Source organism: Bifidobacterium amazonense (assembly GCF_018555435.2).
GTDB classification, from domain to species: domain Bacteria; phylum Actinomycetota; class Actinomycetes; order Actinomycetales; family Bifidobacteriaceae; genus Bifidobacterium; species Bifidobacterium amazonense.
In genome coordinates, this window is sequence record NZ_JAFEJT020000027.1 from 1 (window position 1) to 12,505 (window position 12,505).

Annotated in this window: 20 protein-coding genes, 4 tRNA genes and 1 pseudogene; all 25 read right to left on the minus strand. The window is 63.3% G+C overall.

Going from position 1 to position 12,505, the window contains the following annotated elements; genetic code table 11:
- Positions 1 to 200: pseudogene (locus tag JS533_RS07395) on the minus strand (phage tail tube protein); the annotation flags it as partial.
- Between the two features lie 31 nt (positions 201 to 231).
- The gene (locus JS533_RS07400) at positions 232 to 594 is read right to left on the minus strand and encodes a hypothetical protein (RefSeq protein WP_241513800.1); all 363 of its coding nucleotides are present in this window, start codon (positions 592 to 594) and stop codon (positions 232 to 234) included.
- Entirely contained in the window at positions 591 to 845 is a 255-nt protein-coding gene (locus JS533_RS07405) for a hypothetical protein (protein WP_241513801.1), read from the minus strand. Before JS533_RS07405 ends, JS533_RS07400 begins: the two co-directional genes overlap by 4 nt.
- Before the next feature lie 2 nt (positions 846 to 847).
- Positions 848 to 1,183, minus strand: a complete 336-nt coding sequence (locus JS533_RS07410; RefSeq protein ID WP_241513802.1) for a hypothetical protein — start codon at positions 1,181 to 1,183, stop codon at positions 848 to 850.
- The gene (locus JS533_RS07415) at positions 1,180 to 1,635 is read right to left on the minus strand and encodes a Gp19/Gp15/Gp42 family protein (protein ID WP_241513803.1); all 456 of its coding nucleotides are present in this window, start codon (positions 1,633 to 1,635) and stop codon (positions 1,180 to 1,182) included. Before JS533_RS07415 ends, JS533_RS07410 begins: the two co-directional genes overlap by 4 nt.
- Positions 1,636 to 1,651: 16 nt before the next feature.
- On the minus strand, positions 1,652 to 2,062 hold the full coding sequence (locus JS533_RS07420; RefSeq protein ID WP_241513804.1) for a hypothetical protein: 411 nt from the start codon (positions 2,060 to 2,062) through the stop codon (positions 1,652 to 1,654).
- Complete coding sequence (locus JS533_RS07425; protein WP_241513805.1) at positions 2,062 to 2,973, minus strand: phage major capsid protein; 912 nt, start codon at positions 2,971 to 2,973, stop codon at positions 2,062 to 2,064. Before JS533_RS07425 ends, JS533_RS07420 begins: the two co-directional genes overlap by 1 nt.
- A 32-nt stretch (positions 2,974 to 3,005) precedes the next feature.
- On the minus strand, positions 3,006 to 3,518 hold the full coding sequence (locus tag JS533_RS07430) for a helicase (RefSeq protein WP_241513806.1): 513 nt from the start codon (positions 3,516 to 3,518) through the stop codon (positions 3,006 to 3,008).
- 70 nt (positions 3,519 to 3,588) lie between these two features.
- A tRNA-Tyr gene (locus JS533_RS07435) sits at positions 3,589 to 3,670 on the minus strand.
- Between the two features lie 62 nt (positions 3,671 to 3,732).
- Positions 3,733 to 5,085: a VG15 protein gene (locus tag JS533_RS07440; RefSeq protein WP_241513807.1), complete on the minus strand. Its 1,353-nt coding sequence runs from the start codon at positions 5,083 to 5,085 to the stop codon at positions 3,733 to 3,735.
- On the minus strand, positions 5,006 to 6,538 hold the full coding sequence (locus tag JS533_RS07445; protein ID WP_241513808.1) for a phage portal protein: 1,533 nt from the start codon (positions 6,536 to 6,538) through the stop codon (positions 5,006 to 5,008). Before JS533_RS07445 ends, JS533_RS07440 begins: the two co-directional genes overlap by 80 nt.
- Complete coding sequence (locus JS533_RS07450; RefSeq protein WP_241513809.1) at positions 6,538 to 7,974, minus strand: terminase; 1,437 nt, start codon at positions 7,972 to 7,974, stop codon at positions 6,538 to 6,540. The genes JS533_RS07445 and JS533_RS07450 overlap by 1 nt, the downstream gene beginning before the upstream one ends.
- Positions 7,955 to 8,263 (minus strand): hypothetical protein, encoded by a 309-nt coding sequence (locus JS533_RS07455; RefSeq protein WP_241513810.1) that lies wholly within the window; start codon positions 8,261 to 8,263, stop codon positions 7,955 to 7,957. The genes JS533_RS07450 and JS533_RS07455 overlap by 20 nt, the downstream gene beginning before the upstream one ends.
- 446 nt (positions 8,264 to 8,709) lie before the next feature.
- Positions 8,710 to 8,925 (minus strand): hypothetical protein, encoded by a 216-nt coding sequence (locus JS533_RS07460; protein ID WP_241513811.1) that lies wholly within the window; start codon positions 8,923 to 8,925, stop codon positions 8,710 to 8,712.
- A gap of 371 nt (positions 8,926 to 9,296) precedes the next feature.
- Positions 9,297 to 9,405, minus strand: a tRNA-Ala gene (locus JS533_RS07465).
- A gap of 2 nt (positions 9,406 to 9,407) precedes the next feature.
- Positions 9,408 to 9,481, minus strand: a tRNA-Leu gene (locus JS533_RS07470).
- Between the two features lie 3 nt (positions 9,482 to 9,484).
- A tRNA-Arg gene (locus JS533_RS07475) sits at positions 9,485 to 9,557 on the minus strand.
- Between the two features lie 148 nt (positions 9,558 to 9,705).
- Positions 9,706 to 10,536: a hypothetical protein gene (locus JS533_RS07480; protein ID WP_241513812.1), complete on the minus strand. Its 831-nt coding sequence runs from the start codon at positions 10,534 to 10,536 to the stop codon at positions 9,706 to 9,708.
- 89 nt (positions 10,537 to 10,625) lie between these two features.
- Positions 10,626 to 10,793 carry a hypothetical protein gene (locus JS533_RS07485; RefSeq protein WP_214359126.1) on the minus strand — a complete coding sequence of 56 codons (168 nt, stop codon included), beginning with the start codon at positions 10,791 to 10,793 and terminating at the stop codon, positions 10,626 to 10,628.
- The gene (locus JS533_RS07490; RefSeq protein ID WP_241513813.1) at positions 10,793 to 11,008 is read right to left on the minus strand and encodes a hypothetical protein; all 216 of its coding nucleotides are present in this window, start codon (positions 11,006 to 11,008) and stop codon (positions 10,793 to 10,795) included. Before JS533_RS07490 ends, JS533_RS07485 begins: the two co-directional genes overlap by 1 nt.
- A 20-nt stretch (positions 11,009 to 11,028) precedes the next feature.
- Complete coding sequence (locus JS533_RS07495) at positions 11,029 to 11,238, minus strand: hypothetical protein (RefSeq protein ID WP_241513814.1); 210 nt, start codon at positions 11,236 to 11,238, stop codon at positions 11,029 to 11,031.
- A complete protein-coding gene (locus tag JS533_RS07500) occupies positions 11,238 to 11,768 on the minus strand; it encodes a hypothetical protein (protein WP_241513815.1) in 531 nt (176 codons plus the stop codon). Before JS533_RS07500 ends, JS533_RS07495 begins: the two co-directional genes overlap by 1 nt.
- A complete protein-coding gene (locus JS533_RS07505) occupies positions 11,761 to 11,949 on the minus strand; it encodes a hypothetical protein (RefSeq protein ID WP_241513816.1) in 189 nt (62 codons plus the stop codon). The genes JS533_RS07500 and JS533_RS07505 overlap by 8 nt, the downstream gene beginning before the upstream one ends.
- Positions 11,946 to 12,173, minus strand: coding sequence for a hypothetical protein (locus JS533_RS07510; RefSeq protein ID WP_241513817.1), 228 nt, complete (start codon positions 12,171 to 12,173; stop codon positions 11,946 to 11,948). Before JS533_RS07510 ends, JS533_RS07505 begins: the two co-directional genes overlap by 4 nt.
- Complete coding sequence (locus tag JS533_RS07515; RefSeq protein ID WP_241513818.1) at positions 12,170 to 12,505, minus strand: hypothetical protein; 336 nt, start codon at positions 12,503 to 12,505, stop codon at positions 12,170 to 12,172. The genes JS533_RS07510 and JS533_RS07515 overlap by 4 nt, the downstream gene beginning before the upstream one ends.

A 12,505-nucleotide genomic window follows, 5' to 3' on the forward strand; every position in this document is an offset into this window, starting at 1 on the left:
ACGTCGGTGGTGCCGGTGTCCACTGCGTTGGTGATGCCGTCCTCCGAGATGTAGCCGACGCAGACGAAGGCGTCGTCGAGGGGCGTGTTGGCGTCGGTCGGGATGGGGGTGCCCGCGGGGGCCCACCAGACGCAGCCGGTGGAGATCGGCTTGCCTAGAGAGACGTTGCTTTTGGTGTTGTGCTGGGTTGTGCGGTCCATGATGGTTCCTTTCGGATATGGAAAAGCCGCCCTATTGGGCGGCTTGGGTGATTTGGGCTAGTACTTGGGTTCTGGCCTGCGGGGGTGGGCCGGGGAACGGCAGGTTGACGACGCTTTCCACGGTCGTGTCGGCGATCTCGGAGATGCCGAGCGGCATGTCGATCATGCGGACGCTGACCAATCCGGCCGTGTAGGCGGATTCCGCCCGGTTTTCGGCCCAGACCTGAATCGTGACGAGCGGAGTGGATGAGTGGAGGCCTTCGCCGCCGCCTGTCCGTTCCACGGTGATGAACCGTGTTGGGCGGTTCGGCGGGACGGTGCGCAGCACGGGCCAGTCCGCGAGGCGAGGGTCGGCGTCGAGCCATTCCTTGACGGTCTGTTCGATGTCGCTCATGTGATGGCCTTGTTCAGGGTGCCGAAGAGGGCGTTGTCAACCGCCGCGGTGCTGTTGGCCGCTTTGACGCGGGCGACGCTGCCGTGTTCGGTGGGGATGGACTCGTCGGCCTCGTATTCGGCTTTGGCTTTGGTTTTGATGCTGTTGGCTCTGGACGCCATGGCTTGGGCTTGTTTGTTGAGCTCTGCCATGACGCCAGCCGATCGGCGCACCTCGCGGAAGCCTTCGTTGAAGAGGGTGACTTTGGTCATTCCTATCCCCTTTCGTCCTGTAGTTCGACAGTGAGGTTCCAGCGCGTCGGGGTGAGGCCGCCCGTGTAGGGTCTGGGGTCGCCGATGACCGCGTATTCCGTGCCGTCGATGCGCACGCGGCAGCCTCTCAGGCTGCGGTAGTGCCATGCGCGGGGGAAGTGCGCGGTTTTGGCGACGGTGACGCCGTCGGGGCGGGTCGAGTCGGTCGCGTTGGCGCCGCTGCCGTCTTGGATGAGCACGTTGGGCACGGTTTCCTCGGTGCGTTCCCATCGGGGTTCGCCTTCGGGGGTGAATCCGTGCTGTTCGCGCCGGATGACGGTGACGGGTTCGCCTATCACGGTGTCCCCTTCCCTGTGGAGAGGTCGTAGGCCCATGGTGTTCCCTCGCCGCCGAGCGATTCCTTTTCGGACGCGGTCAGGTAGATGTCCCCCGACGGGTTCGCGTAGGTGTAGGACTCGCTGTAGCTTCCGGCGGTCTGGGTGCCTTGGGTGATGCCGCTCATGTCGTCTCTGGCGAGCATGGCGCGCTTGACGATCGCGCAGGTGATGCGTTTGAGTGTCTGCGCGGTCGCCTGTCGCCAGTTCGGGCAGGTCGTGACGATCAGGTCGGAGGCGTCGCCGATGAGGGCTTCGGCCTTGTACCGTTCTTCGGCGGTGAGCGCGTGCCATCTCGCTTCGAGGTCGGAGACTTCGGCGAACGGCGGTTCGACGCCACCGCTCGGGGTGTCCTCGCCCTCTTTGGCGGGCGGGCCGGTCAGGGGAATGGGCTCGCCGGGGTATCCGTTGGGCATCGCTTCCCCTTTCCGGCTACTTGTCGGCCGCGAGGCCGGCCGCGCGCATGCTCGTGATGAGCGCGTTGAGCTGCCGCTTGGTCTCGTTGGCCTCCGCCACGACCGCGGCGATGGCGGTCTTGAGTTCGGCGAGCTGTTCCACGACCGCGTCGAACTCGGCTTTGGTGGGGGTCTCCCCCGCCGCTGCCGCGCTCGTCTTGGTCGGGGCGGTGGCGTCGGCGGCCTTCACGCTGGCGGTGACGGCCGCCTTGGTGACCGGGTAGGTGGCGGGTTTGCCGGTGATCGCGTCCCATGCGATGGTCGTGGCGCCGCCTGCGAGGGGGCTGCCGTCGGGTTTCACCAGACGCACAGGGATGGCGAGGACGTCGGGCAGTCCGCCGTCTTCGTCTTCCTGCACTACGAGCGTCTGGGTGAGCGGGGCCGGCATCACTTGCCCGCCTTGGTGGTGGTCGTGGTGTCCGGGGTCTTGAGGACGGCGAGGCCCTTGGGGTCGAGGATGGCGTAGGAGTAGATGGCCTCGGTGCGGTAGGCGACCTGATTGTAGGCCTTCAAATCCTTGCCGATCTGATCGGGGTCGCCGTAGCGGATGATCTCGCTCCAGATGTCGCGCACCATGCCCCACTTGATCAGCGAGAAGTCGCCGAGGAACGCCTTGATGCCGGTGTCCGGGGTGATCAGGCGGCCGTTGACGGTGCCGGAGGTGGCGGCGCTGATGCCGTCGAGGGTGCCGACCTGAAGGTTGATGGGCACCTCGGGGTAGAAGCGCTGGCCGGTGGACGGGACGCGGACCTTGCGCAGTTCGGCGGCCATCTTCTTGCTCAGGGCGATGCCGGTGATGTCGTACTCGTCGGAGACGGCTTCGGCGAGGGTGTCCAGATCGGCCACGATGTCGTCGGTGGCCGGCACCTGCACGGCCTGACCGGACAGGGGCTCGAAGCCGGCCAGCGTGGCCTTCTTCTTCGGGTCGAAGCCGTGGTAGACGACGTAGTCGAGCACGCGGCCGAGGGCGGCGGCCTGATCGTCCTGAATGTGGCTGATGATCTGGAGCTTGGCGTCATCGTCCGCGAAGGTCAGCTCGTCGGAGACGCGGGTGGTGGTGACGACCTTGAATCGCTTGCCGACCACGGGGGTCAGGGCTTCCTCGTAGGAGGTCTTCTGTTCGCCCTCGGCGACGACCTCGGCCTCGGAGGAGCCGGTGAAGACCATGTAGTCCTTGTCGATGAAGAGCTGCGGTTCGGACGGGGAGAGCGCGGCGATGGTGGACGTGTCCTTGGCGCGCTTGGTGACGACGGTGGCGACTTCCTTGGGCAGGAGCACCTTGCTGGATTCGAGTGCCATGATGATTCCTTTCGGTTAGTTGGTTGGTTGGGTCAGATTCCGAGGCTGCGCAGGTAGGCGAGCGCGGTTTCGTTCGGTCCTTTGCCGGACGGCTGGCGGTCGACGCCGTGGACTGCGGGGGCCTTGGGCTTGGGGTGGAGCAGTGCGTTGATTCGCTTGGCGTGGGCCTGTATCGCTTCGAGGCTGTCGCCTTCGAGCACGTCGGCGGGGATGCCGGTCTCGGCGGACACCTGTGCCTTCCACTGGGACTGTTGGGCGGCGGCCTCGTATCGGGCGACCTTGTCCTCCAGTTCCTTGACGTGCTTGGCGGCCTTTTCCTGTTCGGACATGCTGGCTTCCTTGAGCTTTTCCAGCTCGTCGGCGGCCTGCTTGTTGGCCTTGGCGCGTTTCTCCCACTCGCGCGAGTGCTTGAGGGCTTCGTTGTACTTGGCCTCGTAGTCGATCGGCTCGTCGGCGTCCGTTCCGGGCTGGGTCGGGGCTTCCGAGCCGCCCGTGTCGGCGGGCGCGTCGATGAGGCGGATGTGCTTGGGCCACTGATGGAACATGGTGGTGTCCTTTCTTGGGTTTCGTCCCGTTTCGGGGCATGAAAAAGCCGCCCGTGCGGGCGGCTTTGAGTGGTGGGTGCAGGATTCGAACCTGCGTGGCATTGCGCGGCCGCTTTACAGGCGGCTCCATTCGGCCTCTCTGGCAACCCACCGGATGGTATAGTGGGAAACGTAAGCGCCCCCGCTACCGCCACTTGGGTAGTAGCCGAGGCGCTTACTTTATTCGCACGAGCTGTTGGTCCTTGGTGATGATGTAGACGGCTCCGTTCTTGAATCGGTTGCTTTGAAGGATGTATTCCTTGAGCTGTTCGTCGCTCATGTTGGGGTTTTCGCTGTTGTCGATGATGAGGCGTGTAGTGTCGGTTTTCTTGCCGGCGCTTCCCAAGTACCCGTCTATGGACCGGAAGGACTTCGCCTTGTCCGGCGTCTTGATCTCGATGCCGCCGGCCCAGTCCGATAGGCCGACTCGTTCCATGATGTGAGTCTCGGGGTTTTCGACTTCCTTGTAGTCGAGTTGGAACATCGGCTTGATGCCGAATTTGCGGTCTCGGGCGGCGGTTCGTAGTTCCTGCGGGCGGGCTTTCTCGGTTTCGGCCTTGATCTCCGGGGATGCGAACTCGATGCTTGGCTCGGTTCCGTCGTAGAGCCATTGACGGTCTCTCCATCCCATTTCCGATACGATGCGGTGGGTTGTCCATTCGTCGTATTTGTCGATTTCCGAGGTTTTCTTGCCTTGCGCCTTCATTTCGGCGACGTATTTGGCGTATTCGTCGCGGTTGAGCATGCCGGCGATGGATTGGCGGCATTGCTTGTAGCGTTCCTTCATGCCGTCGGGGTCGTAGCCTTTGATTCGGGCCTTGCCCCAGTTGGAAACGATGCGGCAGTCGTCGTTTTTGTGGTATCGGTTGCCTCTTCCGCCGGCCTTTTCCTCGCTCCAGTAGACAAAGCCTCTGGATGCCATGAGGATGCAGAAGGCACAGGTTGGCCCGACCGGCACGCGCGCGTATCGGGGTTGTGATGGGTCGTTTTCGCCGTTGAAGCGAGAGGTGAGCCGGGCCGTGGTGCCGACGATGTCGGCGGCTAGGTTCATCCATTCGTCTTCGCCGAAGCCGTCTGTCTTCATGGCCCAGAGGTCGTCCATGGTCAAGCCGGCCTTGCTCCGGTGGTTGATGACGTCGGTGAATTTGAGGCCGACGTGGTCGGTGCTGTTGTATCCGCCGACGATCTGCCAGAAGGAACGGTCGGCGCTGACCTGCGAGGGTTTGTATTCGGGGAGGTCGACGCCGGCCGCCTCGCTCCATGCGGAGCGGACGGCGTCATAGTAGTCGTTGGCGAGCTGGTTGGCGCGGTTGGCGTATTCCTCGAAGACCTCGGTGCGCAGGTAATGCAAGGGGTCTTCGAAGTTGTCCCATGCGACGCCCGCCGCCATCTGCTTTGCTTCGAGTGTCAGGTCCGCGAGCATGTCCTGATAGTCGTCCCAGAGATCGTCAAGATGCGTTTGGAACGCCTGACGCTGAGCCGGGTTGAGGTTGTCCAGCGGAAGATTGGTCGGCGTTCCCGTTGCCATTGCCGTTCACCTCCTGTTGTCCGTCGTTTTTGGCGACGGTTAGGCGTGCTCTGAGTTCGTCGATGGACTGCTGGGTCCGCTGCTGCCTCTCGTAGGCTCGATGCGCCTTGATCTCGTCCCATGTCAGGCCGGCGCGGGTCAGCCCCACGTCGCTGTCCGCGAACGCCTGATTGGTGCTGGCGACCTTCTGGTACCAGTCGGCGCGGGCCGCGTCGCTGGTTTCCTTGACGGGTGCCCAGATCGGTCGCAGTTCGCGGACGACGTCGGGGTCGGCGCCCTGATAGGCGAGCGCGAGGCCCATCGCGTCCTTGAGAGCCCGGCCGAAGCGCTTGTTCTGCCGGTCGGCGGTTCGGGAGAGTTTGCGTTCGGCTTCGGCCATGGCTTCGGCGGATGCCGGGTTGTCCATGGTGATGCCGAGGTCGTTGACGGGGATGTCGGTTTCAGCGGACACCATGAGCGCGATGGTCTTGAGCATGTCGGCGTGCGGCTGCATGGATGCCTGTTGGAGCTGGACGAGCTGCGGGGTGCTGCCGTCCTTGTTGGCGGGCATGCCGTTCATGACGCTCACGATCGACGACCATGTGTCGCTGGTGAATTTCTTCGAGGCGCCAAGGAACCAGATTCTGGGCGCGGCGTAGAACTCTGCCGTGGCTTCCATGCGGACCATGGTGCGCAGGCCGAAGTCCGTCAGGTGCATGAGAGTTCTGGTGATGCGGCTGTTGCCGAGCGGGTGGTAGGACTGCGCGTCGTTGATGAGTGGAACGACGCTGGGCCGGTCGAGGTTTGTGATGATGGTGTTCGCGTGCCAGCCGTCGTCTTGGTGCTCGACTTCGTAGGTTTTGCCGGGAAGCCACACGTTGAACGCCGTGATGTTGCCGGTCTTGTCGTCCCTGTCGGTGATGGTCAGGGCAGAGGCGAGGCGGCGGTGCCGGTAGTCCCAGATGCCAGCACTCCAATCGGCGGCGCGGGGCATGATCAGGATGCGGTCGGGGTTGTCGACGTCGGCGGAGATCGTCAGGAACGAGCAGCCGTGCATGTAGGCGCTGACGACGCTCTGTGAGACGGCGATGTCGAGCTCGTTGTCTTCGGCGAGCTCGTTGACTTGGCTTTGGATGGAGTCTGGTGCGTCAAATCCTTCGAAGACGCTCATGTCGGCGAGCGCTCGGACGGCTTTGTTGGGCCAGCCTATCATCGGTTCGGCGATGTCCCTCATGTGCTGGGGGATGCTGTAGGCGATGCCTCGGTATCGGTATCGGGCTTGGTAGTAGTCGGTGCGCAGCATGTTGCGCGGGTAGTGGTCGCGCCATGTTTTGAGCAGTTTCTGGATGGTGGGCATGTCGTCGTCGGCGACTCCGTCGATGACTGAGACGTTGGCGGAGCTGACGGCGAGGTAGGCGTCTCTGGTGGATGGGTTGGTTACGGCCATGCCGTATTCGTCCGTGATTTCGGGCATTAGAACCATGTCTCCGTTTCTCGTGTGGGGTCTCGTCGGGTGGTCATGGCGCCGTGGAGGGCGATGGTGCAGGCGACGAGGGGGCTGATGTCGGTGTCGTCGTCGGGGCGGTTCCAGCCGAAGAGGCCTTGTTTGTTGATGGGGCGGATGGTGGCTTTCCTGACGGCTGTCCATAGTGGTTGTTGGCCGTCTTCGGGCAGGTGCGTCAGGGTGCCGTCCTTGAGCATGTCTTGGAAGCGTCCGCAGGCTTGACCCATGGCCGCGCTGTTGGTGACGGTGACGTGAATGCCGGCTTCCTGTAGGTCGGTGATCAGGCTCATGGCCGGGCTTTGGGCGTCGATGACGACCGCGGCGGTGTCGTCCCAGACTCGTTCCAAGAGGTTGACGGCCCACATGACGCCGTCGCGGTTGGTGTCGCGGTATTCGGCGAGTTCGATGTGGGCGGTGTCGTCAGCGTATTTCATGCACGCGCCGATGGTGAGTCGGGTGCGGTCGGGGTTCATGTCGATGCCGAAGCTCATGACGCCGTCTTCGCGGCGCCGGTTGACGGTGGCCTCGTCCCATTTGGCTTGGTCGATGGCGGCGCTGGTGGAGTGTTCGTCCCAGATGCCGAGGGCTTCGCGGTTGAAGTCGTCGCCGGCGAGGTTGTCGTACAGGTTCATGATCGACTCGTCGCTGGTGTGGCCGGGGTAGCTGGGGTTGGCTTTCTTCCATTGTTCGCGGTCCAAAGGGTCGCAGCCTCGTTCGGCGCAGAACTCGACGTACATGCTGGAATGGCTTCGCCCGGACAACGCTTTGGTGCGCATGCGGGTGAACGCCTCGCCGTTGTCCTTTGGGCCGGGAGGGGTGCCCATGTAGATCGTCTGGGGGTTATAGGCGCGGTTCTGGGTCGGCAGCATGGCGGCCATAGCGCTGTCGGAGAGGTGCTGGCACTCGTCGATGACGAGCAGGGCGACCTTCTTGACACCTCGGAGGGCTCCGCGTTCGCGGGCTCGGAAGAAGATGCGCGAACCGTTGCGGAAGCGGATTTCCTCTTTGCCGGCGGCGAGGCTGATGCCGTGGTCGGGGTCGACGAGCGACGCCATCTCGGGGCGCAGCACGATGCCGCACATGCCCTCGAACGTGTCCTTGATGACGCTGAAGTGCTGGGCGGTCCACACGGCTCGCAGGCCGGGCGTGCGCGCGCACCGGTGAATGACGAGCCATCCGACGTCGAACGTCTTGCCGGTCTGGCGCGGGATGCTCATGACCACGTTGCGCGCGGCCCAGAACCCCTCAACCGTCATGGACAACGCCAGCCGGTTTATCTGCCGCTGCCATACGTCGAACCGGTCGCCCGCGGCGTTGGCGAGCGCGTTGAGGCTGGGTTCCTGACTAGAGTGGACGCCGTCGGGAATGACGAGACGGTCGGCGCCGTCAATGTTCAGGCTCGTCATCGAAGGTCTCGTCTTCCACGTCGAGGGCAACGGCGACCGGGTCGTTGACCGCGGCGGCCTTGTCGATCGCGTCGATGTCGTTGCTCAGGTCCGCCAACCTCTTGGTCAAGGCCGCGAGATCGCGTGGCGATACCTTGCCCTCGTCGAGCTTGTCGGCGATGAGATTACGCATGGCAACGAGCAGCCGACGACGATCACCGGAATTGGCCGCGTTCCTAAGCGTGTGCGCCTTACGCGCCGAGGGCTTGGCAGCGGGTTTCGACACGGTTTTACGGGTTCTGGCAACCACTTCCCAGCCCTCCTATCCTGTGGAAAAAACCTCGGGGGTAAAACGGCCCTTTGCCCGTGGTGGCCATGACACGACCGGGAGGGGTACTCCCCCCACCCATCAACGGCCGAACCAATCCGACGAACGAACCACGACACTCTCAGGCGCTCGCCGACTCGGAGCCTTGCCTTCCTTGATGAGTTCACGAACCTTGGCGCGAGCCCACTGAATCGAATGAGTCGACTTGATGCGATTGCACCACCAATGCGCTGGCGCAGTGTTGTCCCAGCTCAGCGGGTCGCCGCCGTACTTGACCGGCACTATTTCGTCTGTGACATAGCTCCAAGGACTCGGAGCGACCGCATCGTAATCGATCGGACCGCCACAGATGTAGCAATCGGGATGCCCGATCTTGTGTCGCCTGTTCAGTTCGTCACGCCTGTGCCCATTCCTGCGACGAGGATTGTTCACGATCGGCGCTCGCTGTTGGCTTGGATGTCGGCCTTGTATTCGCAGTGGTCGGCCAGTAGCGGGAGCCATACTATGCCGGCCCCTCCGGGTTCGAACTGGGGGCGGGGGCCTATTGAGGCGAGGGGGTATGTGAAGGGCAGTCCGTCGATGAGCACCTTATGTTGGTGCGCGTCGATGGTGATCGTGTGCGGGATTTGGGGGATGGTGCTCATGGCAGGGGCTTTCGTTGGGAGGGGGTGGGTTTTCGAAGGCCCCCCGGAAGGCTTGCATGCCGAGGGCCATTCGTTGCCGGATGCCTTCGGGGTCGTTTTCGAGGCCGGGGGGTAGTTCCAAATGGATGACGCCTATCTCGACGCCGGCGTAGAGGTGTATGTCGCAGGTCACTGGCATGGGGTTTGTCCTTTCCCTGCTGCGGTGGGGTGGAGCGTCGGGGCCGCATATGCGGGACGGTCCCGGCGCTCTGTCCCTAAAAGTGCCCTGCTAGGCGGCCGCGGTTACTTGTGACACGCCACTCACGGCTTGGCATGCGAACGCCCCGCATGGGGCCAGATTTCAGGTCTGGATATGCGGGGCGTGCGAATGTTGGTGGCGGGCGGGATTCGAATCCGCGAAGCGTCGAGGTTGCGAGCCTCTGTTTGCCGCTTGCCGCGCCTCACGGCGGGGCCCTTTAGTCCTCTCAGGCACGCGCCACCTGTCCCCCATCCCGGATTCGAACCGGGACCGCGCCGAGCTTGAATCGGCCGCCTCTACCTGTTGGGCTAACGGGGGTTGGGCCTCGGGGCGGATTCGAACCGCCGACCGATAGGAACGTATCGTATTGCTCTAGCCGCTGAGCTACCGAGACCATTGGCGGGCGGAGCACATTCGCCGACGGTTTGGACCCATCGGCGCCCGATCGGGGAGCCGCCCATATATGCGAAATGGCGGAGCGGACCTTTTCCGCACCACCATTCACGCGACAGCGTAACACAAAAAAGGCTCAGCCCGCAATTTCAACGGTTTCCCGTCTTGAGCCGGGCTTCGGCGCACTCCAGCAATTCGATGATGTTCCATGCCCAGTAGGGGCCTTCCACATGTCTTGTGGAGGGCATTTTGCCGCGTGTCCTCCAGTTCTTGAGGTCTTTGCCGGTGACCTGCACGCCGGTGTTCTCGCGGACCCATCGGGCGGCCTCGCTTTGGGTGCGGGTGATGTGCAAGAGGCCCGCGCCCTTAAGGTAGGCGAGCCTCACGTCGTTCAGCGTGAGGAAGGTGCCGCAGGCGGGGCATACGGCGTAGCCGTCGGTTTCGGTGGCGTAGATCGGCGTGCGGACGGGCGGCCGGAAGGTCAGGCAGTTGGTGCATACGCCGACGAGCCGTTTTTCGCCGGGGCGGGTGATCTTGGCGGAGACCATGTCGCAGGCCTTGACGATGCGGTCGAGCATGCCGGCAGCGCCGGGCGTGCGGACGAGCTGGGGCATCTGCCTGACGAGCTGAGGGCATAGGTAGACCCAATCCCGCAGGGTGCGAGGCTGTTCGCGCCGGTCGTAGCCGAGGGGGCGGATGTCGAGGATGCCGCCGGTCTGCTGGAGCGTGGCTTCGGCGGTGACGTACACCTGTTGGGCCTCAAGGTCGAAGGGTGTGGGCGCGAACGCCTTGTTGCCCGATCGGATGGCCTTCTGGCCGAACCGGGCCTTGCGGTAGGCGACCTGTTGAAGGGTCGGCATGCCGATCTGGCCGAGCCATTCGATACGCCGCTGAAGCTCGTTGGCGCAGGCCGGACAGATCGTCATGCGGTCGATGGTGATGGGCTTGCCGCAGCGCGGGCAATCCGGGGTGTTTTCCATGAGGTGGCCTCCGCCCTAGTGGTAGACTTGCGGTGTCGTTTCTCGATGACATGCGAGTCCTCTCCCACGGCAATGGGTGGGGGCTTTCTTTATTGCCTGTTGCGGGCCTCGCGACGGTGCTTGCTGTCGTATTGGCGTTGTTGGTCCTTCCTCATGGCCTCGATGACGGCCGTGGACAGTTGCGTGCGGAGTTTGACGTCCTCGACGCTCTTGCCTTCGGCGAGCATTTGCCACGCGATCTCTGCGAGCTTGCTCATTAGCCTTCCTTCTCGAAGCTCAGGGTGCGGTCCTGTCCGATGCCGAGGTAGCCGAGGGTGTCGCCCTCGTAGTCCTCGGCGCAGTCGTCGCATACGTCGAAGTCCATGTGGTAGGACTTCATGTCGCTGTCCGATCGGCTGAACAGGTCGATGTCCATATGGAGCCCCTTGCCGACGAACTCGTTGCCGCACATGTCGCAGTAGGTTTTCTTCATTCCTCAGTGCCTTTCTTGATCTAGGTGGCGATCTTCCAACCCTCGCCGGTGGGCGACCATTTCTCGTAGCCGACCGGGGTGAGCAGTCCGTAGGATTGCAGGGCCTCGAAGGTGCGCCGGTGATTGCGGTTGACGGGGTAGACGGGTCTGTCGAGCGCGTTCAGCAGCACATCGACCATGTTGGGGGTGAGACGGATTTGCCGGCCTTGGGTGGTGACTCGGGCCCACATCACAGTCTCCCCCGCTTGCGGTTGCGCTCCCGGCACCTGTCCAGCGCCTCGTAGAGCTCGCTGTCGGCGATGTCGAACGCGGCGCACAGGTTGGCGAGGGTCTGGACCACGTCGGCGATCTCGTCCATGAACGCAGTCCACTTGTCCGCGCTGGCCTCGTCGTGGATGTGGGCCTTGCCGGCGTCGACCATCTCGGCCGCTTCCTCCAAGGTCTTCAACAGCAGCCACTTGTCGGGCTCCAGCCGGCCGAAGGCGATGACGGGAGGGAAGTGGACTATCGCATTGCCCCCGGCCTCCAAGTCCTCGTAGGGGTTGGCCTTCTCGGCCTCGGACATCTTCGAGAACTTCCCATAGGCGGCGAGCGCCATTGTTTTGCCTTCTTGGAAGGCTTCGGCGCGGATTCGTCGGTCGTGGGCTTGGAGCCATTGGCGGGTGACGGTTTGTGCGTCCTGATAGTCGGGGTCTGCTCTCAGTGACGTGTATTCCTCGATGCCGTCGATGAGGAAGCGTTCGGCGTCCTGATCATTCATGGTGTTGTGCCTTTCTGCGTTGGCGGCGTTCCTCGCGGCGTCGGCGTGTGTAGTATTCGGGGTCTCTTGCCTTGATTTCGAGGTATTTGCGGTGGTTGTAGATGGCTCGTCGTTCGGCGGGACTCATGGGGGCTTGGCCGGCTCTGGCGAGCGCGATGTATTCGGCAAGTTCGGGGCTCATTTGGTGCCTCCGTCGACGATGACGTGGTCCCAGTCGCAGGACACGCCGGCGCTGATGTTGAAGCATTGGACCTTGGCCTTGCGGTCGGGGGTCTCGTACCATGCGATGTAGCCGGACATGGGGTTGTCTTTGGTGCCGTCGTCGGTGCCGGTGGGGGTTTCTCCGCAGCCGGCGAGCGCGAGGATGGCGAGGATGGCGGCGAGCGCGAGGGTTGTTCGTTTCATGAGTTGGCGTATTCCTCTTCGAGTTTGGCGGTGCATGCGGCGCAGGTCCATGTTTCTCCGTCGAGATGGCCTTCGGCGTGGTCGTTGTAGGTGATGGTGTCGCATTCGGCGCACAGGTTGGGTGAGTTGATCTGGTGGTTGGCGCAGCAGTTCGGGCAGTAGCAGCGGCAGCGATCGTCGAAGATGCTGGGCGGTGTGGAGTGCCACCCTTTGTCTTCCAGTAGTTCGTAACCGTCTGTATCTGCTGTTTCGTTGGTGATTGCGGTTTCGATGAAGCCGCAGAGGTCGCAGACGTAGGTGTCTATGGTGAACTCTTGTGTTTTGTAGGGCAT

Excerpts from the sequence above, each read along its gene's own strand:
- JS533_RS07450 (WP_241513809.1), bottom strand. The coding sequence starts at position 7,974 with ATGACGAGCCTGAACATTGACGGCGCCGACCGTCTCGTCATTCCCGAC.
- JS533_RS07420 (WP_241513804.1), bottom strand. The coding sequence starts at position 2,062 with ATGCCGGCCCCGCTCACCCAGACGCTCGTAGTGCAGGAAGACGAAGAC.
- JS533_RS07460 (WP_241513811.1), bottom strand. The coding sequence starts at position 8,925 with ATGAGCACCATCCCCCAAATCCCGCACACGATCACCATCGACGCGCAC.
- JS533_RS07505 (WP_241513816.1), bottom strand. The coding sequence starts at position 11,949 with ATGAGCCCCGAACTTGCCGAATACATCGCGCTCGCCAGAGCCGGCCAA.
- JS533_RS07485 (WP_214359126.1), bottom strand. The coding sequence starts at position 10,793 with ATGAGCAAGCTCGCAGAGATCGCGTGGCAAATGCTCGCCGAAGGCAAG.
- JS533_RS07490 (WP_241513813.1), bottom strand. The coding sequence starts at position 11,008 with ATGAAGAAAACCTACTGCGACATGTGCGGCAACGAGTTCGTCGGCAAG.
- JS533_RS07495 (WP_241513814.1), bottom strand. The coding sequence starts at position 11,238 with ATGTGGGCCCGAGTCACCACCCAAGGCCGGCAAATCCGTCTCACCCCC.
- JS533_RS07425 (WP_241513805.1), bottom strand. The coding sequence starts at position 2,973 with ATGGCACTCGAATCCAGCAAGGTGCTCCTGCCCAAGGAAGTCGCCACC.
- JS533_RS07445 (WP_241513808.1), bottom strand. The coding sequence starts at position 6,538 with ATGCCCGAAATCACGGACGAATACGGCATGGCCGTAACCAACCCATCC.
- JS533_RS07515 (WP_241513818.1), bottom strand. The coding sequence starts at position 12,505 with ATGCCCTACAAAACACAAGAGTTCACCATAGACACCTACGTCTGCGAC.
- JS533_RS07480 (WP_241513812.1), bottom strand. The coding sequence starts at position 10,536 with ATGGAAAACACCCCGGATTGCCCGCGCTGCGGCAAGCCCATCACCATC.
- JS533_RS07405 (WP_241513801.1), bottom strand. The coding sequence starts at position 845 with ATGACCAAAGTCACCCTCTTCAACGAAGGCTTCCGCGAGGTGCGCCGA.
- JS533_RS07430 (WP_241513806.1), bottom strand. The coding sequence starts at position 3,518 with ATGTTCCATCAGTGGCCCAAGCACATCCGCCTCATCGACGCGCCCGCC.
- JS533_RS07400 (WP_241513800.1), bottom strand. The coding sequence starts at position 594 with ATGAGCGACATCGAACAGACCGTCAAGGAATGGCTCGACGCCGACCCT.
- JS533_RS07440 (WP_241513807.1), bottom strand. The coding sequence starts at position 5,085 with ATGGCAACGGGAACGCCGACCAATCTTCCGCTGGACAACCTCAACCCG.
- JS533_RS07510 (WP_241513817.1), bottom strand. The coding sequence starts at position 12,173 with ATGAAACGAACAACCCTCGCGCTCGCCGCCATCCTCGCCATCCTCGCG.
- JS533_RS07500 (WP_241513815.1), bottom strand. The coding sequence starts at position 11,768 with ATGAATGATCAGGACGCCGAACGCTTCCTCATCGACGGCATCGAGGAA.
- JS533_RS07415 (WP_241513803.1), bottom strand. The coding sequence starts at position 1,635 with ATGCCCAACGGATACCCCGGCGAGCCCATTCCCCTGACCGGCCCGCCC.